The following is a 24,598-nucleotide window of genomic DNA, read 5'->3' on the forward strand; positions in this document are numbered from 1 at the left end:
GGGAGCCGCGCGGCGCACCGGGCGCGGCGGAAGGCGTGCCTATGCTGTCCGGGTGACCTGGAGCAGCGACGCCGAGACCACGCGGATCCCCTCCGCGACCGAGACGTCCGGCGGAACCGGACCCCAGCCGACCCGGGAGTACGTCTGGCCCGAACCCGTGACGGGCCGGCAGCCGACCGTCGAGCCCGTCGCCCCGGCCGTCGCGGCGTCCGCCCCCAGCGCCCCCAGCGCCCTCGGGCCGGTCGAGGCCGAGCCCGAGCCGGTCCGGCGCTCCGGAAACCGCCTCGCGGGCCTCGCGCTCGCCCTCCTGACGACCGCGGTCTTCGCCGTCCTGTACCTCGTCGCCCTGACGGCGATCCGCCTCCTCGTCGACCGCGTCGGCGGCGACCCGGTCGCCCTCGCGCTCGACGCTGCGCCGACCGCGCTCTTCCTCGCCCCGGTGGCCGCGTTCCTGGTCGGCCTGGCGCTGATCGTGCTGGTCGTGAACCGCGCGGGCTGGTGGGCCTACGTCCTCGGCGGCTTCCTCGTCGCCCTCCTCACGGCCGCGGCCGCGCTGGTCGGCGGCTGGAGCGCCGTCGGACCGCTCGCCCTGCCGATCGACCGCTCCCTCGCGCTCGACTACGTCCGCGATCCCGCCGTCCTCGCGGCGGTCCTCGCCGCCGGCGTCCTCGGCCGGGAGGCGAGCGTCTGGGGCGGCGCCGCGATCGCCGGCCGCGCCCGGGGCGTCAAGCGCCGCATCGCCGAGCGCGAAGCGGCCGCGCAGTCGTGACTCCGGAGGGGCAGGGGCAGGGCCGCGTAGCCGGCCTGGGCTACGGCCTCGCGCTGGCCGGCTTCGCCGCGTTCCTCTACCTCGCCCTGGTCGTCTGCGCGTTCGGGGTCCTCAGCCTCCTGCTGGACCAGGACGTCGTGCCCGAGCGCGACGCCGGCCCGCTGCTGGGGCCGGTGTCGGTGGCGGTCTGCGTCGTCGCCGTGCTGGTCGCGATGGTGACCCTCGCCGCCCGTCCCGCCGTCCACCGCGTCCTCGGCCCGTCGCTGCTGACCGGGGTCGTCGTCTACCTGCTCTTCCTCGTCACGGGCGGAGCGCTCTACGGGCTCGGCCGCCAGGAGCCGGGGGAGATCCTCGGTTGGATCCTCGACCACGCCCCCACTGTCTTCGCGATCGCGACCGGCGTGCTCGCGGCCGCCGTCCAGCTCGTGTTCCTCCTGCTCCTGGCCCGTCGCGACGCCGGCGGCCGCAGCCCCCACTGGGGCTGGGAGGGCGACGAGCGGGAGTGACGACGGAGTCCCGGCGCGGCTCAGCGCGGCGCTGCGGCATCTCCCAGGGCGAACGCCGCTCGGTTGACCGGCCCCGTCACTCCCCGTAATATTCTTCGGGTGTGCGCTTTGCCGTGCGCTCGTGTCGTGCCTCCGGGTCGATGCGGTCGCCGCACTTCGCTCCACCGGGTCCGCGAGGATCCGCGGGTTCGTCCGATCGGGCGGCCCCCACGGCATACCCCTCACCCTCCCGGTCCCGCTCGCGGGGCCGCGGGGTGCGTCGGGTCCAGATGAACTCGGCCGTTCCCGGAGACGGGAGGGCCGAATGTCGACCATCGATCCGCTGTCACCGTGCAGCATTCAAGGAGCAAAACCAGTGCCAACGATTCAGCAGTTGGTCCGCAAGGGACGCACGCCGAAGGTCACCAAGACCAAGGCGCCCGCCCTGAAGGCCAACCCCCAGCAGCGCGGCGTCTGCACGCGCGTCTACACGACCACGCCCAAGAAGCCGAACTCGGCCCTCCGCAAGGTGGCCCGCGTGAAGCTCTCCAACGGCACCGAGGTCACCGCCTACATCCCCGGCGAGGGCCACAACCTGCAGGAGCACTCGATGGTGCTCGTGCGCGGCGGTCGCGTCAAGGACCTCCCCGGTGTCCGCTACAAGATCGTTCGCGGCGCCCTGGACACCCAGGCCGTCAAGAACCGCAAGCAGGCTCGCAGCCGGTACGGCGCGAAGATGGAGAAGAAGTAATGCCTCGTAAGGGCCCCGCTCCCAAGCGCCCCGTCGTCGCAGACCCCGTCTACGGCGCCCCCATCGTCAGCCAGCTCGTCAACAAGATCCTCCTGGACGGCAAGAAGGGCCTCGCCGAGCGCATCGTCTACGGTGCCCTCGAGGGCGTCGCCGGCAAGAACGGCCAGGACGCGGTCGTCACCCTCAAGAAGGCGCTCGACAACGTCCGCCCGACCCTCGAGGTCCGCAGCCGCCGCGTCGGCGGCTCGACCTACCAGGTCCCGGTCGAGGTCAAGCCCCACCGCGCCAACACCCTCGCGCTCCGCTGGCTCACCAGCTACGCGAAGGCCCGTCGCGAGAAGACGATGACCGAGCGTCTCATGAACGAGATCCTCGACGCGTCGAACGGTCTGGGCGCCGCTGTCAAGCGTCGCGAGGACACCCACAAGATGGCCGAGTCGAACAAGGCCTTCGCGCACTACCGCTGGTAGCGCACCCCGCGGCCGCCTCCGGGCGACCGCGACCACCGGGCCCGCGGCGTCACCGCTGCGGGCCCGGTCCCGGCGGCGGATCGCCCGATCCCCGCGACCGGGCGACCGCCACCACCAGAATCCCAGCCATTCGGCCATGAACCCGGTGCGCTGGCTCCATCACCTATCGGAGGAACTCCGTGGCACAAGATGTGCTCACCGACCTGAACAAGGTCCGCAACATCGGCATCATGGCCCACATCGATGCCGGCAAGACCACCACCACCGAGCGCATCCTGTTCTACACGGGTATCACGCACAAGATCGGCGAGGTCCACGACGGCGCCGCGACGATGGACTGGATGGCGCAGGAGCAGGAGCGCGGCATCACGATCACGTCTGCCGCGACGACCTGCTTCTGGAACAAGAACCAGATCAACATCATCGACACCCCCGGTCACGTCGACTTCACGGTCGAGGTCGAGCGCTCGCTCCGCGTCCTCGACGGCGCCGTCGCCGTCTTCGACGGCAAGGAGGGCGTCGAGCCCCAGTCCGAGACCGTCTGGCGTCAGGCCGACAAGTACGACGTCCCGCGCATCTGCTTCGTCAACAAGATGGACAAGCTCGGCGCCGACTTCTACTACACGGTCGACACGATCATCAAGCGCCTCGGCGCGAAGCCGCTGGTCATCCAGCTGCCCATCGGCGCGGAGTCCTCCTTCGAGGGCGTCGTCGACCTGGTCGAGATGCGCGCGCTCACGTGGCGCGGCGACTCGAAGGGCGACGTCGCGCTCGGCGCGAAGTACGAGATCGAGGAGATCCCGGCCGACCTCGCCGACAAGGCGGCGGAGTACCGCGAGAAGCTCCTCGAGACCGTCGCGGAGACCTCCGACGAGCTGCTCGAGAAGTACTTCGGCGGCGAGGAGCTCACCGTCGCGGAGATCAAGGCCGCCATCCGCAAGATGACCGTCAACTCCGAGATCTACCCGGTGCTCTGCGGCTCGGCGTTCAAGAACCGCGGCGTCCAGCCGATGCTCGACGCTGTCGTGGACTACCTCCCCTCCCCGCTCGACGTCCCCGCCATCGAGGCCCACGACGTCCGCGACGAGGAGAAGGTCATCATGCGCCACGCGGACTCGACCGAGCCCTTCTCGGCGCTCGCGTTCAAGGTCGCCGTGCACCCGTTCTTCGGCCGCCTGACCTACGTCCGCGTCTACTCGGGCAAGCTCGACTCCGGCGCCCAGGTCATCAACTCGACCAAGGGCAAGAAGGAGCGCATCGGCAAGATCTTCCAGATGCACTCCAACAAGGAGAACCCGGTCGACTCGGTCACCGCCGGCCACATCTACGCCGTCATCGGCCTCAAGGACACCACCACCGGTGACACCCTGAGCGACCCGGCCGCGCAGGTCGTGCTCGAGTCGATGACCTTCCCGGAGCCCGTCATCGAGGTCGCCATCGAGCCCAAGACGAAGGCGGACCAGGAGAAGCTCGGCACCGCGATCCAGAAGCTCGCGGAGGAGGACCCCACCTTCCGCACCGAGCAGAACCAGGAGACCGGTCAGACGGTCATCAAGGGAATGGGCGAGCTGCACCTCGACATCCTGGTCGACCGCATGAAGCGCGAGTTCAACGTCGAGGCCAACGTGGGCAAGCCCCAGGTCGCGTACCGCGAGACGATCCGCCGCACGGTCGAGAAGTACGACTACACCCACAAGAAGCAGACGGGTGGCTCCGGCCAGTTCGCGAAGGTCCAGATCACCATCGAGCCGATGGAGGTCGAGGCCGACAAGACCTACGAGTTCGTCAACGGCGTCACCGGTGGCCGCGTCCCGCGCGAGTACATCCCCTCCGTCGACGCGGGCATCCGCGACGCCATGCAGGTCGGCGTGCTCGCCGGCTACCCCATGGTCGGCGTGAAGGCGACCCTGGTCGACGGAGCGGCGCACGACGTCGACTCCTCCGAGATGGCGTTCAAGATCGCCGGCTCGATCGCGTTCAAGGAGGCCTCGCGCAAGGCGCAGCCGGTCCTCCTCGAGCCGCTCATGGCCGTCGAGGTCCGTACTCCCGAGGAGTACATGGGCGACGTCATCGGCGACATCAACTCGCGTCGCGGGATGATCCAGTCGATGGAGGACGCCACCGGCATCAAGGTCATCCGGGCCAACGTCCCGCTGTCCGAGATGTTCGGCTACATCGGAGACCTGCGCTCGAAGACCTCGGGCCGCGCCGTCTACTCGATGACGTTCGAGACCTACGCCGAGGTCCCCAAGGCCGTGGCCGAGGAGATCGTCCAGAAGAACAAGGGCGAGTAGTTCCGCCCCTGGGCCGTCGCCGTTCCCCGGAACGGCGGCGGCCTGGTAGTGTCGTGCGGGTTTGCTGCCGAGTGCAGCGCGCCCCCTGTCGCAGCGGGACGGCCGCACGACCACTGCCGGTAACATACGTACACAAAACCCCCGCAAGTCCTCCTGTCCTCGTGCCGCCCCGTGCGGCCGCCCGGATGCGGATGCTTGCACCTAAGTCCTGAGGAGGACCCACAGTGGCTAAGGCCAAGTTCGAGCGGACCAAGCCGCACGTCAACATCGGAACCATCGGTCACGTCGACCACGGAAAGACCACGCTCACCGCGGCGATCTCGAAGGTTCTGGCGGACAAGTTCCCGTCCGCGACCAATGTCCAGCGTGACTTCGCGTCGATCGACTCCGCTCCCGAGGAGCGCCAGCGCGGCATCACGATCAACATCTCGCACGTCGAGTACGAGACGCCGAAGCGCCACTACGCGCACGTCGACGCCCCGGGTCACGCCGACTACATCAAGAACATGATCACCGGCGCGGCCCAGATGGACGGCGCGATCCTCGTGGTCGCCGCCACCGACGGCCCGATGGCTCAGACCCGTGAGCACGTCCTCCTCGCCAAGCAGGTCGGCGTCCCCTACCTCCTCGTCGCGCTGAACAAGGCTGACATGGTGGACGACGAGGAGATCCTGGAGCTCGTCGAGCTCGAGGTCCGCGAGCTCCTCTCGTCGCAGGGCTTCCCCGGCGACGACGCCCCCGTCGTGCGCGTCTCCGGCCTCAAGGCCCTCGAGGGCGACGACACCTGGACCCAGTCGATCCTCGACCTGATGGACGCGGTCGACGAGTCCATCCCGGACCCGGTGCGCGACAAGGACAAGCCGTTCCTCATGCCGATCGAGGACGTCTTCACGATCACCGGTCGTGGAACCGTCGTCACCGGCCGTGCGGAGCGTGGAACCCTCGCTCTGAACTCCGAGGTCGAGATCGTCGGCATTCGCCCGACGCAGAAGACCACGGTCACCGGAATCGAGATGTTCCACAAGCAGCTCGACGAGGCCTGGGCCGGCGAGAACTGCGGTCTGCTCCTCCGCGGCACCAAGCGCGAGGACGTCGAGCGCGGCCAGGTCGTCGTCAAGCCGGGTTCGGTCACGCCGCACACGGACTTCGAGGGCACCGCGTACATCCTGTCCAAGGATGAGGGTGGGCGTCACAACCCGTTCTACGCGAACTACCGTCCGCAGTTCTACTTCCGCACCACCGACGTCACCGGCGTCATCACGCTGCCCGAGGGCACCGAGATGGTCATGCCCGGCGACACCACCGACATGACGGTCGCGCTGATCCAGCCGATCGCCATGGAGGAGGGCCTCGGCTTCGCCATCCGTGAGGGTGGACGCACCGTGGGTGCCGGTACGGTCACCAAGATCATCAAGTAGGTCCGTCCTACTGATCTCTCGAGAGGGGTCGTCCGCTTCGGCGGGCGGCCCCTCTCGTCGTTCCCGGGGACGCCCGGCTAGCGTGGCGGCATGCCCTTCGTGAAGAGCGACCCCCGTGCCCTCCCGCAGTTCTTCGAGTGGGAGGCGGCCGGCCTGGACTGGCTGCGCGAGGCGGACGGCGGTGCGCGCTGTGTCGGGGTGGAGAGGGTGTCGCCCGGGCGCATCGAGCTGGAGGAGATCCGCTCCGCGCGACCCTCCGCCGAGTCGGCTCGGGCCTTCGGCGCCGCGCTCGCCCGGACGCACGACGCCGGAGCCGCGGCGTTCGGAGCGCCGCCCCCGGGATGGACCGGCCCCGCGTACATCGGCCGCCGCGGGATGCCGTGCCGCCCGGACGACTCGTGGGGGCGCTTCTACGCGGAGCAGCGGGTGCGGCCGTTCCTCGGCCCTGCCGTGGAGGCGGGCAACCTCACGGCAGCCGAGTCGCGGCTCGTCGAGCAGGCTCTGGACCGGGTGGCGGCCGGAGCCTTCGACGATGGTGCGGGGCCCGCCAGGATCCACGGGGACCTCTGGACCGGCAACGTGCTCTGGTCGGCGGACGGCGCCGTCCTTATCGACCCCGCCGCTCACGGGGGCCACCGCGAGACCGATCTCGCGATGCTGGCACTCTTCGGCGCTCCGCACCTCGACGCCGTCCTCGAGGGCTACCGCGAGCAGCATCCGCTGGAAGCCGGCTACGAGGAGCGGGTGCCGCTCCACCAGCTGCACCCGCTCGCCGTCCACGCCGCCGGTCACGGTCCGTCCTACGGCCGCGCCCTGGCCGACGCGGCGGAGCGGGTAATCGCACTGGCCGGCTGACCGGCGCGCCCGCACCGTTCCCCCAGCCGGGAGCGCCACACTGAGGCACGCGCCGCCCTGTGCGCGTTTACAAGGAGGCATCATCGTGGATCTCGGGAAACTCGGACGCCAGGCCGGCGAACTGCTCAACAGCCGGAAGGCCCAGGACGCGTTGCGGAGCGAGAAGGCCGAGCAGGTCTCCGACCAGACCCTCGAGAAGGCGGGCGAGATCGCCAGCCGCCTCACCAACGGCAAGTACGACGACCGCATCGAGGACCTGAAGCGCCAGGCCGACAAGCGGATCGGCAACGAGTAGCGGCTGCCGTCCGACTGCTCCTCCCCGCCGTCAAGCGGGTGCGGGCCTCGGATCCGCCGTCCTATCGTCGGATCGATGGCTGACACTCGCGCGCAACGACTCCGCAGGACCGATTCGAGCGGGCGCGGCTACACCCGGGTGCGCGCGGGCTCCGGCTTCAGCTACCGCGACCCGAAGGGCGCGACCGTCGCCGACAAGGAGCTGCGCGCGCGCTTCGACCGTCTCGGCATCCCGCCGGCCTGGACGGACGTCTGGATCGCCCCGTACCCCAACGGGCACATCCAGGCCACCGGCGTCGACTCGGCCGGCCGCCGCCAGTACATCTACCATCCGACCTGGCGCGAGCAGAAGGACCGGATCAAGTTCGACCGGGCGCTGCGGCTCGCGGAGGCCCTGCCCGGGGCGCGCCGGGCCGTGACCATCGCCCTCCGCTCGGACGGACCCAGCCGCGAGCGCGCGCTGGCCACCGCCTTCCGGATGCTCGACACCGGATCGCTCCGCGTCGGCAGCGAGAGGTACGCGAAGGAGCACGGCAGCATCGGCCTCTCGACGCTCCTGTGCGCGCACGCCACGACCCACGGGGACCGGGTCGCCCTCGCCTTCCCCGGGAAGAGCCATCAGGCGTGGACGAGCGAGATCCTCGACCACGACCTCTCGCGCGTCGTCCGTGCTCTCAAGCGTCGTGGGCCGAACGCCCGCCTACTCGCCTGGAAGGACGGGCGGGAGTGGCGGCCGGTCTCGGCGCCCGAGATCAACGACTACGTGCGCGAGCGCGCCGGCGACGACTTCACGGCGAAGGACTTCCGCACTCTGCACGGCACGGTCGAGGCCGCGCTGAGCCTGGCGAAGTCGGGACCGCAGGCCACGCAGCGCGCTCGGAACTCCGCGATCGCCCAGGCGATGCGCGACGCCTCGGACGTGCTCGGGAACACGCCGACGGTCGCCCGCGCCAGCTACGTCGACCCGCGGCTGCTGGACCACTTCCGCGCCGGCGAGACCATCGACGCGTCCCGCCCCGCGTCGGCCGAGACCGCCGTCCGGGCCCTGCTCTTCGAGTAGCGGGGGAGGCCCTTCGACCCGCGCTGCTGCTCGGAGCGACCGGCTCCCACGGTCCGTCGAGACGTGCTCGCGAAGGAGCCCTCCGGCGCGACACGCCCGGGTTGCAGGGGTGGGGCATCTGTGGGAGACTCTTCTAGTTCAAAATTTCCTCTCGGGTGGCGTGCTGCTCGCAGGGGGACACTGCCAGGCAGTGCCGAGACGGCATCGCGGAGGCTCGACCCGAGAGGGCGGCCACGCGGGTGCGACGTCGAGGCGGCGGGTAGCAGAACGACAACAACCGACATCTCAACGGTCTCTCCGTGCGTCGTGCGTTCTGCACGCCGATCGGAGCACCCCGAGGGTGCGGTGCTTTTGACAGAAGAACACTGGTTGCACTTTTCCGGGTCACCGGAGTTCCTTCGCGAGCGCGTCCAATGCGAGACGAGTCCGGCTCCGGCCGGGGGAGTCGCGTACGACGCAATAACAAGAGAGTGAGAGATCACACATGGCGGGACAGAAGATCCGCATCCGACTGAAGTCGTACGACCACGAGGTCATCGACACGTCGGCGCGCAAGATCGTCGACACGGTCACCCGTGCCGGTGCAACGGTGGTCGGCCCCGTGCCGCTGCCGACCGAGAAGAACGTGGTCTGCGTGATCCGTTCTCCCCACAAGTACAAGGACAGCCGCGAGCACTTCGAGATGCGCACCCACAAGCGCCTCATCGACATCATCGACCCGACGCCCAAGGCCGTCGACTCGCTCATGCGCCTCGACCTGCCGGCCGACGTCAACATCGAGATCAAGCTCTAAGGAGGAGTGCCACCATGTCTGTCACTGTTTCCCCCACGCTGAAGACCAGCAAGGGCCTCCTCGGCACCAAGCTCGGAATGACCCAGGTCTGGGACGAGAACAACAAGCTCGTGCCGGTCACCGTCATCGAGATCAGCCCCAACGTCGTGACCCAGGTCCGCACGGAGGAGAAGGACGGCTACACCGCCGTCCAGCTCGCCGCCGGTGCGATCGACCCGCGCAAGGTGAACAAGCCCGCCGCCGGTCACTTCGACGCCGCGGGCGTCACCCCCCGCCGCCACCTCACCGAGGTCCGCACCTCCGACGCCGCCGACTACTCGGCCGGCCAGGAGCTGACCGTGGACGCCGTCTTCGAGGCCGGCACCAAGGTCGACGTCGTCGGCACCAGCAAGGGCAAGGGCTTCGCCGGTGTCATGAAGCGTCACAACTTCAAGGGCGTCTCGGCTTCGCACGGTTCGCACCGCAACCACCGCAAGCCCGGCTCCATCGGCGCCTCCTCGACCCCCAGCCGTGTCTTCAAGGGCATGCGCATGGCCGGTCGCATGGGTGGCGAGCGCGTCACCGTGCTCAACCTCAAGGTGCACTCCGTGGACGCCGAGAAGGGCCTGCTGCTCGTCAAGGGCGCCGTCCCCGGTGCCCGCGGTCGCCTCGTGTTCGTTCGCAACGCCGTGAAGGGAGCGTAGTTCCATGGCTACCTCTGTCGACATCATCGACGTCAAGGGCCAGAAGGCGGGCTCGGTCGAGCTCCCCGCCGCGCTCTTCGACGTCCAGACCAACATCCCCCTCATCCACCAGGTCGTCGTGGCCCAGCTCGCCGCGGCGCGCCAGGGAACCCACAAGACGAAGAACCGCGGTGAGGTCTCCGGAGCCGGTCGCAAGCCGTTCAAGCAGAAGGGAACCGGTCGCGCTCGTCAGGGCTCGATCCGCGCCCCGCACATGACCGGTGGTGGCGTGGTCCACGGACCGACCCCCCGCAGCTACGCGCAGCGCACCCCCAAGAAGATGATCGCCGCGGCTCTGCTCGGTGCTCTCTCGGACCGCGCCCGCGGTGCCCGCATCCACGTGGTCGAGTCCCTCGCCCTCGGCGACACCCCCCGGACCAAGGACGTCCTCGTCCTGCTCGACGCCCTCTCGGTGTCGCGCAACGTCCTCGTGGTGCTCGAGCGCGACGACTACATCGCCGAGCTCTCGCTCCGCAACGTGCCGTTCGTGCACATCCTGCCGGCCGACCAGCTCAACGCGTACGACGTGCTCGTCTCCGACGACATCGTGTTCTCGAAGGGCGCGCTCGACGCGTTCATCGCGGCCAAGTCGGGCGTCGAGTCCAACAAGGAAGAGGTGAACGCATGAGCCAGTCCGCCGCGTTCAACAAGGACCCCCGCGACGTCATCATCTCCCCGGTGGTCTCGGAGAAGTCCTACGGCCTGATCGACGAGGGCAAGTACACCTTCGTGGTCGACCCGCGTTCGAACAAGACCGAGATCAAGCTCGCCATCGAGAAGATCTTCGGCGTCGAGGTCGCGTCGATCAACACGCTGAACCGCCAGGGCAAGACCCGCCGCACGAAGTTCGGCACCGGCAAGCGCAAGGACACCAAGCGCGCGATCGTCACGCTGAAGTCCGGCTCCATCGACATCTTCACGAGCGTCGGCTGAGCCGAAGAAGCGTAGAGGAAACAGACAATGGCTATTCGTAAGTACAAGCCCACGACCCCCGGTCGCCGCGGCTCCAGCGTTGCCGACTTCGCCGAGATCACCCGCTCGACGCCCGAGAAGTCGCTCCTGCGCCCGCTGTCCAAGACCGGTGGCCGCAACAACTCCGGCCGCATCACGACGCGTCACATCGGTGGTGGCCACAAGCGCCAGTACCGTCTGATCGACTTCCGTCGCAACGACAAGGACGGCGTCAACGCCAAGGTCGCTCACATCGAGTACGACCCCAACCGCACGGCGCGCATCGCGCTGCTCCACTTCGTGGACGGCACCAAGCGCTACATCCTGGCCCCGAACAAGCTCTCGCAGGGCGACGTCGTGGAGTCGGGCGCCGGCGCCGACATCAAGCCCGGCAACAACCTGCCGCTGCGCAACATCCCGACCGGTACGGTCATCCACGCCATCGAGATCAAGCCGGGAGGCGGCGCCAAGCTCGCCCGCTCGGCCGGCACCTCGGTCCGCCTCGTCGCCAAGGACGGCCCCTACGCGCAGCTCCGCCTGCCGTCGGGCGAGATCCGCAACGTCGATGCGCGCTGCCGCGCCACGATCGGCGAGGTCGGCAACGCCGAGCAGTCGAACATCAACTGGGGCAAGGCCGGCCGCATGCGCTGGAAGGGCGTCCGCCCGACCGTCCGCGGTGTCGCGATGAACCCGGTCGACCACCCGCACGGTGGTGGAGAGGGCAAGACCTCCGGTGGACGCCACCCGGTCAGCCCGTGGGGTCAGTCCGAGGGACGCACCCGTCGCCCCAACAAGGAGAGCGACAAGCTCATCGTTCGCCGCCGCACCGCCGGTAAGAAGCGCAAGTAGGAGTTGTAGAAGATGCCTCGCAGTCTCAAGAAGGGCCCCTTCGTTGACGACCACCTGCTCCGCAAGGTGTTCACGGCCAACGAAGCCGGTAACAAGAACGTCATCAAGACCTGGTCGCGCCGTTCGATGATCATCCCGGCGATGCTGGGTCACACCATCGCGGTCCACGACGGTCGCAAGCACATCCCCGTGTTCGTGACCGAGACCATGGTCGGCCACAAGCTCGGCGAGTTCGCCCCCACTCGGACCTTCCGCGGTCACGAGAAGGACGACAAGAAGGGCCGTCGCCGCTGACGCGGCGACGAGAAGGAGGAGAGAAATGGTGGAGTCGATCGCACGCGTGCGACACATCCGCGTCACCCCCCAGAAGGCTCGCCGTGTCGTGAACCTGATCCGCGGGAAGCAGGCTCAGGAGGCACTGGCCATCCTGAAGTTCGCGCCGCAGGGTGCGTCCGAGCCCGTCTACAAGCTCGTCGCCTCGGCGATGGCCAACGCTCGCGTCAAGGCCGATGCCTCGAACGAGTACCTCGACGACCAGGACCTGATCGTGTCCCGCGCCTTCGTCGATGAGGGAACCACCCTCAAGCGATTCCAGCCCCGTGCTCAGGGTCGTGCCTTCCGCATCAACAAGCGCACCAGCCACATCACCGTCGTGCTGGCCACTCCTGAGGAGGGGACCAAGTAATGGGTCAGAAAGTAAACCCCTACGGTTTCCGTCTGGGAATCACCACCGACCACGTGTCGCGCTGGTTCTCCGACAGCACCAAGAAGGGCCAGCGGTACAGCGACTACCTCGCCGAGGACGTCAAGATCCGCCGACTCCTCGCCACGCAGCTCGACCGTGCGGGCGTCGCCCGCATCGAGATCGAGCGCACCCGTGACCGCGTCCGCGTCGACATCCACACTGCCCGCCCGGGCATCGTGATCGGCCGCCGCGGCGCCGAGGCCGAGCGCATCCGCGCCGACCTCGAGAAGCTCACGGGCAAGCAGATCCAGCTCAACATCCTCGAGGTCAAGAACCCCGAGGCCGAGGCTCAGCTGGTCGCCCAGGGCATCGCCGAGCAGCTCTCCGCCCGCGTGGCCTTCCGCCGCGCGATGCGCAAGGGCCTGCAGGGTGCTCAGCGCGCCGGCGCCAAGGGCGTCCGCATCCAGGTCTCCGGCCGCCTCGGCGGCGCCGAGATGAGCCGCTCGGAGTTCTACCGCGAGGGACGCGTGCCGCTGCACACCCTCCGCGCGAACATCGACTACGGCTTCTACGAGGCGAAGACCACCTTCGGCCGCATCGGCGTGAAGGTCTGGATCTACAAGGGCGACATCACCAACAAGGAGCTCGCCCGCGAGCAGGCGAACAGCAAGTCGTCGCGCCCCGAGCGCAGCGACCGTCCGCGCCGTGCACCCCGCCAGCAGAGCGAGGCGCCCGTCGCAGCAGGAGTTGAGGCATAACCATGTTGATTCCGCGTCGAGTCAAGCACCGCAAGCAGCACCACCCGGGCCGGTCCGGCCAGGCCACCGGTGGCACCAAGGTGTCGTTCGGTGAGTTCGGCATCCAGGCCCTCACCCCCGCCTACGTGACCAACCGTCAGATCGAGTCCGCTCGTATCGCAATGACGCGTCACATCAAGCGCGGCGGAAAGGTGTGGATCAACATCTACCCCGACCGTCCGCTCACCAAGAAGCCCGCCGAGACCCGCATGGGTTCCGGTAAGGGTTCGCCGGAGTGGTGGGTCGCGAACGTCAAGCCGGGTCGCGTCCTCTTCGAGGTCGCCGGCGTCGACGAGCAGCTCGCTCGTGAGGCCATGACCCGTGCCATCCACAAGCTGCCCCTCAAGGCACGCATCATCAAGCGCGAGGAGGGAGACGCGTAATGGCGATCGGATCCAAGGAGCTCGCCCCCGCCGAGCTCGACACCTACGAGGACGAGCGTCTCGTCACCGAGCTGAAGAAGGCCAAGGAGGAGCTGTTCAACCTCCGCTTCCAGTCGGCCACCGGTCAGCTGGACACCAACGGCCGCCTGCGTGCCGTCAAGCGCGACATCGCCCGCATCTACACGGTCATCCGTGAGCGCGAGCTGGGCATCCGCGCCACCCCCGCACCCGTCGAGGCCCCGGCCAAGGCGGAGAAGAAGCCCAAGACCAAGAAGGCCGCCAAGGCCGAGGTCGAGGCGACCGAGTCGAACGAGGAGGCCAAGTAATGGCAACCGTCAATGACAGCGCCGGCCACGAGTCGGCCGCCCACGACGTGAAGGAGGCGGGCGCTCGCGGATACCGCAAGACCCGTCGCGGCTACGTCACCAGCGACAAGATGGACAAGACCATCGTCGTCGAGGTCGAGGACCGGGTGAAGCACCCGCTGTACGGCAAGGTCATCCGCCGTACGTCCAAGGTCAAGGTCCACGACGAGCTGAACTCCGCCGGCATCGGCGACTCCGTCGTCATCAGCGAGACCCGTCCCCTCAGCGCCACCAAGCGCTGGCGCCTGGTCGAGATCCTCGAGAAGGCCAAGTAGGCCGCGGCCTACTTGAGTTAGCAGGAGAGACACATGCTTCAGCAAGAATCCCGAGTCAAGGTCGCCGACAACACCGGCGCCAAGATGCTCCTCACCATCCGCGTCCTCGGAGGCTCCGGCCGCCGCTACGCGGGCCTCGGTGACATCATCGTCGCCACCGTCAAGGACGCGATCCCCGGTGGCAACGTGAAGAAGGGCGACGTGGTCAAGGCCGTCATCGTCCGCACCATCAAGCAGACCCGTCGCGCCGACGGCTCGTACATCAAGTTCGACGAGAACGCCGCCGTCATCCTCAAGAACGACGGGGACCCCCGTGGCACCCGCATCTTCGGACCGGTCGGTCGCGAGCTCCGCGACAAGAAGTTCATGAAGATCGTCTCGCTGGCACCGGAGGTTATCTAGTCATGGCCAAGATCAAGAAGGGTGACCTCGTCCAGGTCATCTCGGGCGCTACCCAGGCCCGCGGTGGAGACCGCGGCAAGCAGGGCAAGGTCCTCGAGGTGCTGGTCGAGCGCAACCGCGTCGTCGTCGAGGGCGTGAACTTCGTCAAGAAGCACGTCCGCGTCGGCCAGACGCAGCGCGGCTCGAAGGAGGGCGGCATCGAGACCGTCGAGGCCTCGATTCACATCTCCAACGTCGCGCTCGTCGACCCGAAGACCAAGAAGCCGACCCGGGTCGGCCACCGCAACGTGGCCGTCACCAAGGACGGCGTGACCAAGACCGTTCGCGTGCGCTACGCGAAGGCGTCGGGTGAGGAACTGTAATGACTGACACCACCGCAGTGGCTGCGAAGGTTCAGCCGCGGCTCAAGGCCAAGTACCAGGCCGACATCATCCCCGCTCTCAAGGAGCAGTTCGGCTTCGGCAACGTCCACCAGGTCCCCGGCCTGGTCAAGGTCGTCGTCAACACCGGTGTCGGTGAGGCCGCCCGCGACGGCAAGATCATCGACGGCGCGGTCAAGGACCTCACCGCCATCACCGGTCAGAAGCCGCAGGTCACCAAGGCCCGCAAGTCCATCGCGCAGTTCAAGCTGCGCGAGGGTCAGGCCATCGGCGCTCACGTCACCCTCCGGGGCGACCGCGCCTGGGAGTTCCTGGACCGCCTGCTCTCGGTGGCGCTGCCCCGCATCCGCGACTTCCGCGGTCTGTCGGACCGCCAGTTCGACGGCAACGGCAACTACACCTTCGGCATCACGGAGCAGTCGATCTTCCACGAGATCGACCAGGACCGCATCGACCGCGTCCGCGGCTTCGACGTGACCGTCGTGACCACCGCCAAGACCGACGACGAGGGTCGCGCGCTGCTCAAGCAGCTCGGCTTCCCGTTCAAGTCGTCGGACAACGCGTAAGCAGCAAGCCTCGAGGCCGGGGGACGGTGAGAACCGCCCTCCGGCCTCGTCGTGCGTCCGCCGCCGGACCGGTCCGTCCGGAGCCGGCGGCGGGCGCCACGCGGGATCCCGGATCCCGTGCACGATCGGCCCTCGACCGCAGGACCTCGGCCATGTAGCATGGCTCGTTGGCCTGCGTTCGCGCGGCCGCATGGGCGTCGACGTCGTCGGCGCCGTCCCACACCACAGGTCGTCACTCTTGTAAAGGGTGCCGAAACCAGGCGAGAAAGGCACCATCAGCCATGACCATGACTGATCCGGTCGCAGATCTGCTGACCAGAATCCGTAATGCGAACTCCGCGCACCACGACTCCATCACCCTCCCGGGCTCGAAGCTCAAGGCGAACATCGCCGAGATCCTCAAGACCGAGGGCTACATCGCCGACTGGAAGGTCGAGGAGGCGCGCGTCGGCACGACGCTCTCCATCTCCCTCAAGTACGGCCCGAACCGCGAGCGCTCGATCGCCGGCATCAAGCGGGTCTCGAAGCCCGGACTCCGCGTGTACGCGAAGTCGGCCGAGATCCCCACCGTGCTCGGCGGACTCGGCGTCGCCATCCTGTCCACCTCGAGCGGTCTCCTGACCGACCGCCAGGCCGAGAAGAAGGGCGTGGGTGGGGAAGTCCTCGCCTACGTGTGGTAACCCCTCATGTCGCGTATTGGAAGACTCCCCATCGAGATCCCGGCGGGCGTCGACGTCTCCGTCGCCGGATCCGCTGTGACCGTCAAGGGCCCCAAGGGCGAGCTGACCGTCTCGGTCGCCAGCCCCATCCAGGTGTCCGTCGAGAACGGCCAGGTGCTGGTCTCGCGTCCCGATGACGAGCGCGAGTCGCGCTCGCTCCACGGCCTCACCCGCACGCTCATCGCGAACGACATCATCGGTGTCACGCAGGGCTACTCCAAGGGCCTCGAGGTCGTCGGAACCGGTTACCGCGTGCTGGCGAAGGGCTCGGACATCGAGTTCGCGCTCGGCTTCTCGCACCCGGTCGTCGTCACCCCGCCCGCGGGCATCTCGTTCACGGTCGAGGGCAACAACAAGCTCACCGTGCACGGCATCTCGAAGCAGGCCGTCGGTGAGGTGGCCGCCAACATTCGTAAGATCCGCAAGCCCGAGCCCTACAAGGGCAAGGGCGTGCGCTACGCCGGCGAGGTCGTTCGCCGCAAGGCCGGAAAGAGCGGTAAGTGATCATGGGACTCGGAACCAGAGGAAAGAGCAAGTCCGCTGCGCGCGGTCGTCGTCACGACCGTCTGCGCAAGAAGGTCATCGGATCCGCCGAGCGCCCCCGCCTCGTCGTCAACCGCTCGGCCCGCCACGTCTTCGTGCAGGTCGTCGACGACGCTCAGGGCCGCACCCTCGCGTCGGCGTCGACCCTCGAGGCCGACCTGCGCGTGTTCGACGGCGACAAGACCGCCAAGGCCCGCAAGGTCGGCGAGCTCGTCGCCGAGCGCGCCAAGAACGCCGGTGTCGAGGCGGTCGTCTTCGACCGCGGAGGCAACAAGTACGCCGGTCGCGTCGCCGCGATCGCCGATGGAGCACGAGAGGCAGGGCTCAACCTGTGAGCGCCGCAGAGAACAAGGAACCCGAGGTCGCCGCTGTGTCGGAGGCCCCCGTCGAGACCGCTGCGTCCACGCAGCCGCAGCAGGAGGCTCGTGAGCCCCGCCGCGGCGGCCGCGACCGCAACCAGGGTGGCCGCGACCGCGGTGGCCGTGACGCCGAGAAGAGCCAGTTCCTCGAGCGCGTCGTGACCATCAACCGCGTGTCGAAGGTCGTCAAGGGCGGCCGTCGCTTCAGCTTCACCGCGCTCGTGGTCGTCGGAGACGGCAACGGACTGGTGGGCGTCGGCTACGGCAAGGCCCGCGAGGTCCCGACCGCCATCTCCAAGGGCGTCGAGGAGGCGAAGAAGAACTTCTTCCGCGTCCCCCGCGTCGCCTCGACCATCCCGCACCCCGTCCAGGGTGAGGCCGCCGCCGGTGTGGTGCTCCTGCGCCCCGCCGCCGCGGGTACCGGTGTCATCGCCGGCGGTCCCGTCCGCGCCGTCCTCGAGTGCGCCGGCATCCACGACGTCCTGAGCAAGTCGCTCGGCTCGTCGAACACCATCAACATCGTCCACGCGACCGTCGAGGCTCTGAAGCAGCTCGAGGAGCCGCGCGCCGTCGCCGCTCGTCGTGGTCTCGACTTCGACCAGGTCGCGCCGGCACGTCTCGTCCGTGCCGAGGCCGACGCCCTCGCCGCCGCGTCCAACGCGAAGGCAGGTGCCTGATGGCCCAGCTCAAGGTGACCCAGATCAAGTCGAAGGTCAGCGAGAAGCAGTACCAGCGCGACACGCTGCGCTCGCTCGGCCTCAGGAAGATCGGTCAGAGCGTCGTCCGCGAGGACAACGCCCAGAACCGCGGATACGTGAAGACCGTCGCCCACCTGGTGAAGGTCGAGGAGATTGACTAATGGCTGAGACGAAGAAGGCCGCCGCCGCGGAGTCCACGACTCCCGCGCAGGCGACCACCACGAAGGGCGCGGCGGCGCCGGCGACCAAGGAGCACGTGCTCAAGGTCCACCACCTCCGCCCCGCTGCCGGAGCCAAGAAGGCCAAGACCCGCGTGGGTCGCGGTGAGGGCTCCAAGGGAAAGACCGCCGGTCGCGGCACCAAGGGCACCAAGGCCCGCTACCAGGTGCGCGTCGGCTTCGAGGGTGGGCAGATGCCGCTGCACATGCGCACCCCGAAGCTCCGCGGCTTCAAGAACCCGTTCCGGGTCGAGTACCAGGTCGTGAACCTGTCCGCTCTCGCGGAGCTCTACCCCCAGGGCGGCGACGTCACCATCGGCGACCTGGTCGCCAAGGGTGCTGTCCGCAAGAACGAGAAGGTCAAAGTCCTCGGGGACGGCGACATTGCGGTTAAGCTGAACGTCGCGGTCGACAAGGTCTCCAGCTCTGCCGAGCAGAAGATCGTCGCTGCGGGCGGATCCATCAAGTAGCACCAGCAGCTTGTCGGTCGAGCTTGCCACGCCGACTCCCTCCGGGAGTGCGTGGCAAGCTCGACCTGTATCCCGCACCACAGAATTGAGCAGGAGACCTTAGGTAGTGTTTGGCGCCGTTGCGCGGATCTTCCGCACCCCCGACCTCCGCCGCAAGATCGGCTTCACCCTCGCGATCGTGGCGATCTTCCGGCTGGGATCCTTCATCCCTGCTCCGTTCGTCGACTTCAGCGCCGTGCAGGCCTGTCTCGCCGGCAACCAGGGCACCTCGGGTCTCTACGAGCTCGTGAACCTCTTCAGCGGTGGAGCACTGCTCCAGCTGTCGATCTTCGCGCTCGGGATCATGCCGTACATCACGGCGTCGATCATCGTGCAGCTGCTGCGCGTGGTCATCCCTCACTTCGAGACGCTGTACAAGGAGGGGCAGTCCGGTCAGGGCAAGCTCACCCAGTACACGCGGTACCTCACCATCGCGCTCGGCGTCCTCCAGTCGACGACGCTGATCACCGTCGCCCGCTCGGGCGCCCTCTTCGGCAACTCCGGCGTCCCGGAGTGCTCGGCGCTCATCATCACCGACGAGTGGTACTCCATCCTCCTCATGGTCATCACCATGACCGCGGGCACCGGGATCATCATGTGGATGGGCGAGCTCATCACCGAGCGCGGCATCGGCAACGGCATGTCGCTGCTGATCTTCACCTCGATCGCCGCCCAGTTCCCCACCTCCCTGTGGTCGATCGCGCAGTCGCGCGGCTTCGAGACCTTCCTCCTCGTCCTCGGCGTGGGCCTCGTGCTCGTGGTCGCCGTGGTCTTCGTGGAGCAGTCGCAGCGGCGGATCCCCGTGCAGTACGCCAAGCGGATGGTCGGCCGCCGCACCTACGGCGGCAACAACACCTACATCCCGATCAAGGTCAACATGGCCGGCGTCGTGCCCGTCATCTTCGCCTCGTCGCTGCTGTACCTGCCCGCGCTCATCGCGCAGTTCAACCAGCCCGCCGCGGGCCAGGAGGCCCCGGTCTGGGTCACCTGGATCACGAACTACCTCACCAAGGGCGATCACCCGCTCTACATGGCGCTGTACTTCCTCCTGATCGTGGGCTTCACCTACTTCTACGTCGCGATCACCTTCAACCCGGACGAGGTCGCCGACAACATGAAGCGCTACGGCGGCTTCATCCCCGGCATCCGCGCCGGCCGCCCGACCGCCGAGTACCTCAACTACGTGCTCACCCGGGTGACGCTGCCCGGATCGGTCTACCTCGGCCTCATCGCGCTCGTGCCCCTCGTGGCCCTCGCGCTGGTCGGTGCGAACCAGAACTTCCCCTTCGGCGGCACGTCAATCCTGATCATCGTCGGAGTCGGCCTGGAGACGGTGAAGCAGATCGACTCCCAGCTGCAGCAGCGCCACTACGAAGGACTCCTCCGATGACGTCGCACCCGATCGGCTTCCGTCTCCTGCTGATCGGCCCTCCCGGCGCAGGCAAGGGGACCCAGGCCGCTCGGCTGAGCGACATCCTCCGGGTGCCCGCCATCTCGACCGGGGACATCTTCCGCGCGAACGTCGCCAACGAGACCGAGCTCGGTCTCCAGGCGAAGGCCTACCTCGACAACGGGCGCTACGTGCCGGACGAGCTGACCAACGCGATCGTGCACGACCGCCTCCAGGAGGCGGACGCGTCGACCGGGTTCCTGCTCGACGGCTACCCGCGCACCACGGAGCAGGTCGACGAGCTCGACCGCATCCTCGCCGCGGACGACAACCGGCTCGACGCGGTCGTCCAGCTGACGGCCGATCCCGACGAGGTCGTCGGCCGCCTGCTCAAGCGCTCGCTCGAGCAGGGGCGCAGCGACGACACCGAGGACGTCATCCGGCGCCGACTCGCGCTCTACGAGGAGCAGACCGCTCCGCTCATCGACGTCTACGCGGCCCGCGGGCTCGTGGTCGTGGTCGACGGCCTCGGGCCGGTCGACGAGGTGACCGAGCGGATCGTCGTCGCCCTCGAGGGCCACCGCGTGGGCCGCCTCGACACCCCGGCCGCCTGAGCCGTGGCGTTCCGCTCCTCGCTCTACAAGACGCCCGCGCAGCTGCGGTCGATGCTCGCTCCGGGCCTCGCCACGGCCGCCTCGCTCGACGCGGTCCGCGCGGCGGTCCGCCCGGGCGTCACCACGCTCGAGCTCGACGCGATCGCCGAGGCGGCGATCGTCGCGCTCGGCGGCCACTCGAACTTCCAGCTCGTCCCGGGCTACCGGCACACGATCTGCGCCTCGGTCAACGACGAGGTGGTCCACGGCATCCCCGGCGGGCGCGTGCTCGAGCCGGGCGACCTGGTCTCCATCGACAGCGGCGCCGAGATCGACGGCTGGAACGGCGACTCCGCGATGACGGTGGTCCTGCCCGATCCCTCCCGCCCGGAGGAGGTCGCGGCACGCGCCGAGCTCTCGCGGGTGACCGAGGGATCCCTGTGGCGGGGGATCGCCGCCCTCGCCTCCGCCCGCCATCTCAACGAGGTCGGCGCGGCGATCGAGGAGTACATCGAGGACGAGGCCGAGCGCTCGGGCCGCGTCTACGGCATCCTCACCGACTACATCGGCCACGGCATCGGGCGCACCATGCACGAGGCTCCGCCGGTCTTCAACTACCGGGTGCGCCAGCGCGGCCCCGAGGTGAAGCCGGGACTCGTCGTCGCGATCGAGCCGATGGTCACCGCGGGCAGCGCCGAGACCTTCGTCCGCGAGGACGAGTGGACGGTCGCGACCGAGGACAGCAGCATGGCCGCCCACTGGGAGCACTCCGTCGCCGTGCACCATGACGGCATCTGGGTCACCACGCTCGCCGACGGCGGCGCGGCCGGCCTCGCCCCCTACGGGATCGTGCCGACGCCCTTCGCCTAGAGGCCCCAACGCGGAGCTCCTCCGATCCGATGCGGAGGAGGCTCCTCGTGGCCTCTCGCGCCCGGCGGGGGTCCGTCGGGCGCCCACGAAGCGCGGGAGCGGGAGGACGACAGCGCCCTCCGGCTCCACCCGGAGTGCGGGAGTCGGCTAGCTGTCGATCACCCGCACCAGCTCCTCGATGAAGCCGCCGAAGTCCGTGGAGCGCCGGATGAGTCGCTGCACCTCCGCCCGGTCGGCGAACACCTCGACGAACTGGTCGAACACCGACTGGAAGGTGCTGCGGCCGGCCGAGGCGAACGCGATCATAGCGATCACGTTCACCCGCTGCTCGCCCCACTCCATCGCGGTGTCGTTCACGACGATCGCGATGGAGGTGCGGCGGGCGCTCATCGCCATCGCGTGCGGGACCGCGAGGTTGTCGGTGAACGCCGTGGAGCTCATCCGCTCGCGCTCGATGGCGCCGTCGACGTAGTCCTCGTCGATGATGCCGCCGGCGATCATCCGCTCGCCCAGCATCCGGATCATCGCCGCCTCATCGCGCGTGTGCACGTTGCGGAAGAACAGCTCCTCGTCGAAGAACTGCAGCAGCTCGTCCTTGATCTGCGCGCGGCGGCGGTGCCGGCGGACGCGGGCGATGGCCCGGCGTACCGTCTCGACGTCGTGGTCGGTGAGGAACGGCTGCACGACCACGACGTCGTCGGACGCGGGGCGCTCGTCGATCGTGGTGATCACGAGGTCGGCGGTGAGCCGGTCCCAGTCGACGTCGCTCCGCGTGATCAGCGAGCGCACCTCCACCTCGGTGCCGAGCGAGCGCTCGACGCGCAGGCGCAGCATGTGAGCGAGGTCGTAGTAGTTGGGGCAGACGATCACGCAGGACAGACGCTCCTCCCGCCGGGACACCCGCTCGAGGAACGAGCCGACGTGGAGGGCGATGTAGGCGATCTCGTCCTCGTTGACCACGACGCCCCGCCGGCGCTGCAGCCCGCTCGCCAGGAACACGGCGATCTCGTAGGTCATCGGGTAGCTGGTCTTGATCGAGCGGGTGAGCGGGTTGCGAGAGTAGCCGCCCTCGGCGGCCCGGGCGATCAGGTTCCGCACGTGCAGGGCGAGGCGGACGATGAAGCCCTCGTCGTCGAGGTCGACCAGGTACTCGCGGTTGACGTCGGCGACGAGCTCGCGGACGACGGCGAGATCCTCCGGGTCGAGGTAGTTCTCGACCACGGCGGCGACCGGCTCGTTCTGCCCGGGCGTCGCCACCCGCGTCGTCATCAGGATCGCGAGCTGGGCGAGCTCGGCGTCGGTCAGGTGCGTCGCGAAGTGCCGTTCCACCAGCTCCGCCAGCAGGGCCGCGAGCTCGCCGTGGACCGCGGGGGAGGGGCGGGAGCCGGAGGGGTCCCCGATGCCCCGGGCGACGCGGTCGACGGCGATCGCGATGTGGAGGAGGACGCTGTTCACGCCGTAGTCGTTGATGTAGTAGCCGCGGGTCTCGAGCTCGGCCAGCAGCTCGGTCTTGAAGGCGCCGAGGCCGGGGGAGGCGAACTCGCGCTGGACGTCGTCGAGCGTGAAGACGCCCTGCGCGCTCTCGTCGCGGAACATCCGCGAGATCAGGCGGCGGCGGGCCTCCTCGCTGCCCTCGAGGCGCACCGACGGGCCGCGCCGGACCAGCCCGAGGCCGGCCTCGTCGGCGAGGGCCTTCACCCGGCGCAGATCGGCGTCGACGGTCGACTCGCTCACCGACAGCGCGTCGGCGAGGGCGAAGACGTCCAGGCCCTCGTCGGAGTCGACCAGGCGGCGGACGATGCTGTACAGCCGGTCGCGCGGGGTGTCGGGCTCGACGTCGCGGCTGCGCTGCGCCTCCAGGTAGGCCGCGTACGCCTCGCGCGCGAGCCGGTAGCCGTTCGCGGAGGACTCGACCGGCTCCAGCGGGGCGGCCTGCGCCTTCACCGCGGTGACGTAGCTCCGGACGCTGCGGGTGGTGACTCCGAGCCTGTCGGCGAGCTCGTGCGCCGTCACCCAGCCGTCGGCGCGGGAGAGGTACTCCAGCAGTCGTTCGCGGTTGTCAGGCATCAGGCTCCAGGCGTGCGGTCGGGGCGGGCGCCGGGAGCGCCACGACCCTGCCGCGGGCCCGCAGGACGCGGGCGGCGAGTCGTACGTCCCGTCAGTCAATCACCCCGGCGACGCGCCCGGGAGCCCCCGCGCCGCGGGTGGAAGGGGCCGTCTTCCGCCCCCGCGGAAGATTGTCTGCTGGAGGGTGCCGCCCCTCCGAGGGGATGCTTGGATGAATCACGACCCGGACGCGAGGAGGCGAACGAGGTGCGGAAGATCCTGATCGTCTGCGGTGCAGGCGCGTCGAGCACGTTCCTGGCCCACCGGCTGCGAGCGGGCGCGAAGGAGCGCGGCATGGATGCCGTGTTCCGCTCCGAGACCCTCACCGGTCTCGACCACTCCCTCCCCGAGGCCGACGTCCTCCTCGTGGGGCCGCACCTCGAGTCGCAGTTCGACGGACTCCGCCACCGTGCGGAGCTCGTGGGAGCCGCGGCCGCCCTCCTCCCGCCCGATGTCTTCGGAGCGCACGGTGCCGATGCCGTGCTCGAGACCCTGCCCGTCCTCTTCGCCGCTCGCGCGGTCGTCGCAGGCGCGGACGGGGACTCCTCCACCCGCCCGGTCCGTCCGGGCGAGCCCGACTCCGGGCACCACTGATGCAGTCGCGACTGCAGGATCAAGGAGAAACGTTCATGGTCGAGCGCACCGTGCAGGTTGCATCGTCGAAGGGCCTCCACGCCCGCCCCGCCTCGCTCTTCAGCCAGGCCGCGGCGAAGTCGGGTCAGAAGGTCCTCGTCGCCAAGGGCGACGCGACCCCGGTCAACGCCGCGTCGATCCTCGGGATCATCTCGCTCGGCATCGAGCACGGCGACGAGCTCACCGTCAGCGTCGAGGGCGACAACGAGCAGGCCGTGCTCGAGGAGCTCGCGACCTTCCTCACCACCGACCACGACGCGTGACGCGGAGCGTCACGCAAGGCGGCCGGCCCCGGCGCCCACGGCGCCGGTAGCCGCGGCAGCCCCTGGAGCGTGACGGCGACCCTCACCGGGTCGCATCAGGCGCCTGCGAGACCCGGCCCCGCCGGCCCCACGC

At 69.0% G+C, this 24,598-nt stretch carries 35 protein-coding genes; 34 read left to right on the plus strand and 1 reads right to left on the minus strand.

What is annotated here, in order from left to right:
• The first annotated feature begins 52 nt into the window (after positions 1-52).
• From C5C71_RS17285 to map, 32 genes are all read left to right on the plus strand, one after another.
• On the plus strand, positions 53-769 hold the full coding sequence (locus C5C71_RS17285; protein ID WP_146084452.1) for a hypothetical protein: 717 nt from the start codon (positions 53-55) through the stop codon (positions 767-769).
• The gene (locus C5C71_RS09880) at positions 766-1,275 is read left to right on the plus strand and encodes a DUF6121 family protein (protein ID WP_104337614.1); all 510 of its coding nucleotides are present in this window, start codon (positions 766-768) and stop codon (positions 1,273-1,275) included. Before C5C71_RS17285 ends, C5C71_RS09880 begins: the two co-directional genes overlap by 4 nt.
• A gap of 355 nt (positions 1,276-1,630) precedes the next feature.
• Complete coding sequence (rpsL, locus tag C5C71_RS09885) at positions 1,631-2,005, plus strand: 30S ribosomal protein S12 (protein WP_011186743.1); 375 nt, start codon at positions 1,631-1,633, stop codon at positions 2,003-2,005.
• Positions 2,005-2,475, plus strand: a complete 471-nt coding sequence (gene rpsG, locus C5C71_RS09890; RefSeq protein WP_068251443.1) for a 30S ribosomal protein S7 — start codon at positions 2,005-2,007, stop codon at positions 2,473-2,475. Before rpsL ends, rpsG begins: the two co-directional genes overlap by 1 nt.
• 179 nt (positions 2,476-2,654) lie before the next feature.
• A complete protein-coding gene (gene fusA / locus C5C71_RS09895) occupies positions 2,655-4,769 on the plus strand; it encodes an elongation factor G (RefSeq protein WP_104247597.1) in 2,115 nt (704 codons plus the stop codon).
• Positions 4,770-4,993: 224 nt separating this feature from the next.
• On the plus strand, positions 4,994-6,187 hold the full coding sequence (gene tuf, locus C5C71_RS09900; RefSeq protein ID WP_104224570.1) for an elongation factor Tu: 1,194 nt from the start codon (positions 4,994-4,996) through the stop codon (positions 6,185-6,187).
• 90 nt (positions 6,188-6,277) lie between these two features.
• Positions 6,278-7,042 carry a fructosamine kinase family protein gene (locus C5C71_RS09905; protein ID WP_104260913.1) on the plus strand — a complete coding sequence of 255 codons (765 nt, stop codon included), beginning with the start codon at positions 6,278-6,280 and terminating at the stop codon, positions 7,040-7,042.
• Positions 7,043-7,127: 85 nt separating this feature from the next.
• On the plus strand, positions 7,128-7,337 hold the full coding sequence (locus C5C71_RS09910) for an antitoxin (RefSeq protein ID WP_159939075.1): 210 nt from the start codon (positions 7,128-7,130) through the stop codon (positions 7,335-7,337).
• 75 nt (positions 7,338-7,412) lie between these two features.
• Positions 7,413-8,396 carry a DNA topoisomerase IB gene (locus C5C71_RS09915; RefSeq protein ID WP_104337615.1) on the plus strand — a complete coding sequence of 328 codons (984 nt, stop codon included), beginning with the start codon at positions 7,413-7,415 and terminating at the stop codon, positions 8,394-8,396.
• Between the two features lie 484 nt (positions 8,397-8,880).
• Entirely contained in the window at positions 8,881-9,189 is a 309-nt protein-coding gene (gene rpsJ / locus C5C71_RS09920) for a 30S ribosomal protein S10 (protein ID WP_005050520.1), read from the plus strand.
• 14 nt (positions 9,190-9,203) lie between these two features.
• A complete protein-coding gene (gene rplC, locus C5C71_RS09925) occupies positions 9,204-9,872 on the plus strand; it encodes a 50S ribosomal protein L3 (protein WP_104224566.1) in 669 nt (222 codons plus the stop codon).
• A gap of 4 nt (positions 9,873-9,876) precedes the next feature.
• On the plus strand, positions 9,877-10,539 hold the full coding sequence (gene rplD / locus C5C71_RS09930; protein WP_104224565.1) for a 50S ribosomal protein L4: 663 nt from the start codon (positions 9,877-9,879) through the stop codon (positions 10,537-10,539).
• The gene (rplW, locus tag C5C71_RS09935; RefSeq protein ID WP_068209445.1) at positions 10,536-10,844 is read left to right on the plus strand and encodes a 50S ribosomal protein L23; all 309 of its coding nucleotides are present in this window, start codon (positions 10,536-10,538) and stop codon (positions 10,842-10,844) included. Before rplD ends, rplW begins: the two co-directional genes overlap by 4 nt.
• Before the next feature lie 27 nt (positions 10,845-10,871).
• Positions 10,872-11,711, plus strand: coding sequence for a 50S ribosomal protein L2 (gene rplB / locus C5C71_RS09940; protein WP_068251462.1), 840 nt, complete (start codon positions 10,872-10,874; stop codon positions 11,709-11,711).
• A gap of 12 nt (positions 11,712-11,723) precedes the next feature.
• Positions 11,724-12,005: a 30S ribosomal protein S19 gene (gene rpsS, locus C5C71_RS09945; RefSeq protein ID WP_055787078.1), complete on the plus strand. Its 282-nt coding sequence runs from the start codon at positions 11,724-11,726 to the stop codon at positions 12,003-12,005.
• Between the two features lie 25 nt (positions 12,006-12,030).
• Positions 12,031-12,396, plus strand: coding sequence for a 50S ribosomal protein L22 (rplV, locus tag C5C71_RS09950; protein ID WP_077221988.1), 366 nt, complete (start codon positions 12,031-12,033; stop codon positions 12,394-12,396).
• Positions 12,396-13,154 carry a 30S ribosomal protein S3 gene (rpsC, locus tag C5C71_RS09955; protein WP_068209439.1) on the plus strand — a complete coding sequence of 253 codons (759 nt, stop codon included), beginning with the start codon at positions 12,396-12,398 and terminating at the stop codon, positions 13,152-13,154. The genes rplV and rpsC overlap by 1 nt, the downstream gene beginning before the upstream one ends.
• Before the next feature lie 2 nt (positions 13,155-13,156).
• On the plus strand, positions 13,157-13,576 hold the full coding sequence (rplP, locus tag C5C71_RS09960) for a 50S ribosomal protein L16 (RefSeq protein WP_068209436.1): 420 nt from the start codon (positions 13,157-13,159) through the stop codon (positions 13,574-13,576).
• Positions 13,576-13,902, plus strand: a complete 327-nt coding sequence (gene rpmC, locus C5C71_RS09965) for a 50S ribosomal protein L29 (RefSeq protein ID WP_104224564.1) — start codon at positions 13,576-13,578, stop codon at positions 13,900-13,902. Before rplP ends, rpmC begins: the two co-directional genes overlap by 1 nt.
• On the plus strand, positions 13,902-14,216 hold the full coding sequence (gene rpsQ / locus C5C71_RS09970; protein ID WP_104224563.1) for a 30S ribosomal protein S17: 315 nt from the start codon (positions 13,902-13,904) through the stop codon (positions 14,214-14,216). The genes rpmC and rpsQ overlap by 1 nt, the downstream gene beginning before the upstream one ends.
• A 33-nt stretch (positions 14,217-14,249) precedes the next feature.
• Positions 14,250-14,618, plus strand: a complete 369-nt coding sequence (gene rplN / locus C5C71_RS09975; protein WP_104224562.1) for a 50S ribosomal protein L14 — start codon at positions 14,250-14,252, stop codon at positions 14,616-14,618.
• A gap of 2 nt (positions 14,619-14,620) precedes the next feature.
• Positions 14,621-14,980 carry a 50S ribosomal protein L24 gene (rplX, locus tag C5C71_RS09980; protein WP_104224561.1) on the plus strand — a complete coding sequence of 120 codons (360 nt, stop codon included), beginning with the start codon at positions 14,621-14,623 and terminating at the stop codon, positions 14,978-14,980.
• On the plus strand, positions 14,980-15,564 hold the full coding sequence (gene rplE / locus C5C71_RS09985) for a 50S ribosomal protein L5 (RefSeq protein WP_068209425.1): 585 nt from the start codon (positions 14,980-14,982) through the stop codon (positions 15,562-15,564). Before rplX ends, rplE begins: the two co-directional genes overlap by 1 nt.
• 281 nt (positions 15,565-15,845) lie before the next feature.
• Positions 15,846-16,244 carry a 30S ribosomal protein S8 gene (gene rpsH, locus C5C71_RS09990; protein ID WP_068209423.1) on the plus strand — a complete coding sequence of 133 codons (399 nt, stop codon included), beginning with the start codon at positions 15,846-15,848 and terminating at the stop codon, positions 16,242-16,244.
• Positions 16,245-16,250: 6 nt separating this feature from the next.
• On the plus strand, positions 16,251-16,787 hold the full coding sequence (rplF, locus tag C5C71_RS09995; RefSeq protein ID WP_104224560.1) for a 50S ribosomal protein L6: 537 nt from the start codon (positions 16,251-16,253) through the stop codon (positions 16,785-16,787).
• 2 nt (positions 16,788-16,789) lie between these two features.
• Positions 16,790-17,161: a 50S ribosomal protein L18 gene (gene rplR, locus C5C71_RS10000; RefSeq protein WP_104337618.1), complete on the plus strand. Its 372-nt coding sequence runs from the start codon at positions 16,790-16,792 to the stop codon at positions 17,159-17,161.
• Complete coding sequence (gene rpsE, locus C5C71_RS10005) at positions 17,158-17,862, plus strand: 30S ribosomal protein S5 (protein ID WP_104224559.1); 705 nt, start codon at positions 17,158-17,160, stop codon at positions 17,860-17,862. The genes rplR and rpsE overlap by 4 nt, the downstream gene beginning before the upstream one ends.
• Positions 17,862-18,044 carry a 50S ribosomal protein L30 gene (rpmD, locus tag C5C71_RS10010; protein ID WP_181024623.1) on the plus strand — a complete coding sequence of 61 codons (183 nt, stop codon included), beginning with the start codon at positions 17,862-17,864 and terminating at the stop codon, positions 18,042-18,044. Before rpsE ends, rpmD begins: the two co-directional genes overlap by 1 nt.
• Positions 18,044-18,571, plus strand: a complete 528-nt coding sequence (gene rplO / locus C5C71_RS10015) for a 50S ribosomal protein L15 (protein WP_104226755.1) — start codon at positions 18,044-18,046, stop codon at positions 18,569-18,571. The genes rpmD and rplO overlap by 1 nt, the downstream gene beginning before the upstream one ends.
• Positions 18,572-18,677: 106 nt before the next feature.
• Positions 18,678-20,000, plus strand: a complete 1,323-nt coding sequence (gene secY / locus C5C71_RS10020; protein WP_104224557.1) for a preprotein translocase subunit SecY — start codon at positions 18,678-18,680, stop codon at positions 19,998-20,000.
• Positions 19,997-20,614 carry an adenylate kinase gene (locus C5C71_RS10025; RefSeq protein ID WP_181028829.1) on the plus strand — a complete coding sequence of 206 codons (618 nt, stop codon included), beginning with the start codon at positions 19,997-19,999 and terminating at the stop codon, positions 20,612-20,614. Before secY ends, C5C71_RS10025 begins: the two co-directional genes overlap by 4 nt.
• Positions 20,615-20,617: 3 nt before the next feature.
• The gene (gene map, locus C5C71_RS10030) at positions 20,618-21,463 is read left to right on the plus strand and encodes a type I methionyl aminopeptidase (protein WP_104226753.1); all 846 of its coding nucleotides are present in this window, start codon (positions 20,618-20,620) and stop codon (positions 21,461-21,463) included.
• Between the two features lie 147 nt (positions 21,464-21,610).
• Here the strand turns inward: map and C5C71_RS10035 are convergent, their stop codons facing one another.
• The gene (locus tag C5C71_RS10035; protein ID WP_104337616.1) at positions 21,611-23,530 is read right to left on the minus strand and encodes a BglG family transcription antiterminator; all 1,920 of its coding nucleotides are present in this window, start codon (positions 23,528-23,530) and stop codon (positions 21,611-21,613) included.
• Between the two features lie 207 nt (positions 23,531-23,737).
• Here C5C71_RS10035 and C5C71_RS10040 point away from each other — a divergent pair, with 207 nt between their 5' ends.
• Positions 23,738-24,163 (plus strand): PTS sugar transporter subunit IIB, encoded by a 426-nt coding sequence (locus tag C5C71_RS10040; protein WP_181065531.1) that lies wholly within the window; start codon positions 23,738-23,740, stop codon positions 24,161-24,163.
• Positions 24,164-24,198: 35 nt separating this feature from the next.
• Positions 24,199-24,465, plus strand: a complete 267-nt coding sequence (locus C5C71_RS10045; protein ID WP_104224553.1) for an HPr family phosphocarrier protein — start codon at positions 24,199-24,201, stop codon at positions 24,463-24,465.
• Positions 24,466-24,598 lie beyond the last annotated feature (133 nt).

The organism is Rathayibacter sp. AY1C1 (assembly GCF_002932105.1).
Taxonomy (GTDB): Bacteria; Actinomycetota; Actinomycetes; order Actinomycetales; family Microbacteriaceae; genus Rathayibacter.

Coding starts and splice junctions, on each gene's coding strand:
- rplN (WP_104224562.1), top strand. CDS start 14,250: ATGCTTCAGCAAGAATCCCGAGTCAAGGTCGCCGACAACACCGGCGCC.
- C5C71_RS10045 (WP_104224553.1), top strand. CDS start 24,199: ATGGTCGAGCGCACCGTGCAGGTTGCATCGTCGAAGGGCCTCCACGCC.
- C5C71_RS09905 (WP_104260913.1), top strand. CDS start 6,278: ATGCCCTTCGTGAAGAGCGACCCCCGTGCCCTCCCGCAGTTCTTCGAG.
- rplB (WP_068251462.1), top strand. CDS start 10,872: ATGGCTATTCGTAAGTACAAGCCCACGACCCCCGGTCGCCGCGGCTCC.
- rplP (WP_068209436.1), top strand. CDS start 13,157: ATGTTGATTCCGCGTCGAGTCAAGCACCGCAAGCAGCACCACCCGGGC.
- rplR (WP_104337618.1), top strand. CDS start 16,790: ATGGGACTCGGAACCAGAGGAAAGAGCAAGTCCGCTGCGCGCGGTCGT.
- rpmD (WP_181024623.1), top strand. CDS start 17,862: ATGGCCCAGCTCAAGGTGACCCAGATCAAGTCGAAGGTCAGCGAGAAG.
- rplD (WP_104224565.1), top strand. CDS start 9,877: ATGGCTACCTCTGTCGACATCATCGACGTCAAGGGCCAGAAGGCGGGC.
- rplW (WP_068209445.1), top strand. CDS start 10,536: ATGAGCCAGTCCGCCGCGTTCAACAAGGACCCCCGCGACGTCATCATC.
- C5C71_RS10025 (WP_181028829.1), top strand. CDS start 19,997: ATGACGTCGCACCCGATCGGCTTCCGTCTCCTGCTGATCGGCCCTCCC.
- rplX (WP_104224561.1), top strand. CDS start 14,621: ATGGCCAAGATCAAGAAGGGTGACCTCGTCCAGGTCATCTCGGGCGCT.
- rplF (WP_104224560.1), top strand. CDS start 16,251: ATGTCGCGTATTGGAAGACTCCCCATCGAGATCCCGGCGGGCGTCGAC.
- rplE (WP_068209425.1), top strand. CDS start 14,980: ATGACTGACACCACCGCAGTGGCTGCGAAGGTTCAGCCGCGGCTCAAG.
- rpsG (WP_068251443.1), top strand. CDS start 2,005: ATGCCTCGTAAGGGCCCCGCTCCCAAGCGCCCCGTCGTCGCAGACCCC.
- rplO (WP_104226755.1), top strand. CDS start 18,044: ATGGCTGAGACGAAGAAGGCCGCCGCCGCGGAGTCCACGACTCCCGCG.
- C5C71_RS09915 (WP_104337615.1), top strand. CDS start 7,413: ATGGCTGACACTCGCGCGCAACGACTCCGCAGGACCGATTCGAGCGGG.
- rplV (WP_077221988.1), top strand. CDS start 12,031: ATGGTGGAGTCGATCGCACGCGTGCGACACATCCGCGTCACCCCCCAG.
- rpmC (WP_104224564.1), top strand. CDS start 13,576: ATGGCGATCGGATCCAAGGAGCTCGCCCCCGCCGAGCTCGACACCTAC.
- rplC (WP_104224566.1), top strand. CDS start 9,204: ATGTCTGTCACTGTTTCCCCCACGCTGAAGACCAGCAAGGGCCTCCTC.
- C5C71_RS10035 (WP_104337616.1), bottom strand. CDS start 23,530: ATGCCTGACAACCGCGAACGACTGCTGGAGTACCTCTCCCGCGCCGAC.
- rpsS (WP_055787078.1), top strand. CDS start 11,724: ATGCCTCGCAGTCTCAAGAAGGGCCCCTTCGTTGACGACCACCTGCTC.
- rpsC (WP_068209439.1), top strand. CDS start 12,396: ATGGGTCAGAAAGTAAACCCCTACGGTTTCCGTCTGGGAATCACCACC.
- rpsQ (WP_104224563.1), top strand. CDS start 13,902: ATGGCAACCGTCAATGACAGCGCCGGCCACGAGTCGGCCGCCCACGAC.
- rpsH (WP_068209423.1), top strand. CDS start 15,846: ATGACCATGACTGATCCGGTCGCAGATCTGCTGACCAGAATCCGTAAT.
- rpsJ (WP_005050520.1), top strand. CDS start 8,881: ATGGCGGGACAGAAGATCCGCATCCGACTGAAGTCGTACGACCACGAG.